Annotated in this window: 1 rRNA gene; it reads right to left on the bottom strand. The window is 55.7% G+C overall.

Features of this window, described 5'->3' with window-relative positions:
• Nucleotides 1–1,613, bottom strand: a 23S ribosomal RNA gene (locus M8009_RS18830); the annotation flags it as partial.

Raw genomic sequence — 1,613 nt, 5'->3', positions numbered from 1 at the left:
AGGCCTCGGGGATGTCTCATCTTGAAGGGGGCTTCCCGCTTAGATGCTTTCAGCGGTTATCCCGTCCGCACATAGCTACCCGGCAATGCCACTGGCGTGACAACCGGAACACCAGAGGTGCGTCCACTCCGGTCCTCTCGTACTAGGAGCAGCACTTCTCAAACATCCAACGCCCACGGCAGATAGGGACCGAACTGTCTCACGACGTTCTAAACCCAGCTCGCGTACCACTTTAAATGGCGAACAGCCATACCCTTGGGACCGACTTCAGCCCCAGGATGTGATGAGCCGACATCGAGGTGCCAAACACCGCCGTCGATGTGAACTCTTGGGCGGTATCAGCCTGTTATCCCCGGAGTACCTTTTATCCGTTGAGCGATGGCCCTTCCATACAGAACCACCGGATCACTAGAACCTACTTTCGTACCTGCTCGACGTGTCTGTCTCGCAGTTAAGCACCCTTATGCTCTTGCACTCAATGCACGATTTCCAACCGTGCTGAGGGTACCTTCGTGCTCCTCCGTTACGCTTTGGGAGGAGACCGCCCCAGTCAAACTACCCACCACACACGGTCCTCGATCCGGATCACGGACCTGAGTTAGAACGCCAATGATGCCAGGCTGGTATTTCAAGGTTGGCTCCACCCGAACTGGCGTCCGGGTTTCCAAGCCTCCCAGCTATCCTACACAAGCAACATCAGCGTCCAGTGTGAAGCTATAGTAAAGGTTCACGGGGTCTTTCCGTCTAGCCGCGGGTACACAGCATCTTCACTGCGATTTCAATTTCACTGAGTCTCGGGTGGAGACAGCGTGGCCATCATTACGCCATTCGTGCAGGTCGGAACTTACCCGACAAGGAATTTCGCTACCTTAGGACCGTTATAGTTACGGCCGCCGTTTACCGGGGCTTCGATCAGGAGCTTCGCTTGCGCTAACACCATCACTTAACCTTCCGGCACCGGGCAGGCGTCACACCCTATACGTCCGCTTGCGCGTTTGCAGAGTGCTGTGTTTTTAATAAACAGTTGCAGCCACCTGGTATCTTCGACCGCGTCACGCTTAAGGAGCATGTCCTCTCACGCTAGTGCGGCGTGCCTTCTCCCGAAGTTACGGCACCATTTTGCCTAGTTCCTTCACCCGAGTTCTCTCAAGCGCCTGGGTATTCTCTACCTGACCACCTGTGTCGGTTTGGGGTACGGTCCCACTGTATCTGAAGCTTAGAGGCTTTTCCTGGAAGCGTGGCATCGATGACTTCCAGACCGTAGTCTGTTCGTCTCGTCTCTCGGCCTTGGGGAACCGGATTTGCCTGATTCCCCAGCCTACTGACTTTCACCAGGACAACCAACGCCTGGCTCACCTAGCCTTCTTCGTCCCCCCATCGCAATACAGTGAGGTACGGGAATATTGACCCGTTTCCCATCGACTACGCCTTTCGGCCTCGCCTTAGGGGCCGACTCACTCTGCTCCGATTAGCGTCGAACAGAAACCCTTGGTCTTCCGGCGGGGGAGTTTTTCACTCCCCTTGTCGTTACTCATGTCAGCATTCGCACTCGTGATACCTCCAGCAGACCTCTCGATCCACCTTCGTCGGCTTACACGACGCTCCTCTACCGC

Origin of the sequence: Halomonas gemina, assembly GCF_023554995.1 — a bacterium.
GTDB classification, from domain to species: domain Bacteria; phylum Pseudomonadota; class Gammaproteobacteria; order Pseudomonadales; family Halomonadaceae; genus Halomonas; species Halomonas gemina.
Note: the sequence above shows the minus strand (reverse complement) of the source record. Positions and strands in the feature narration are given on the sequence as shown.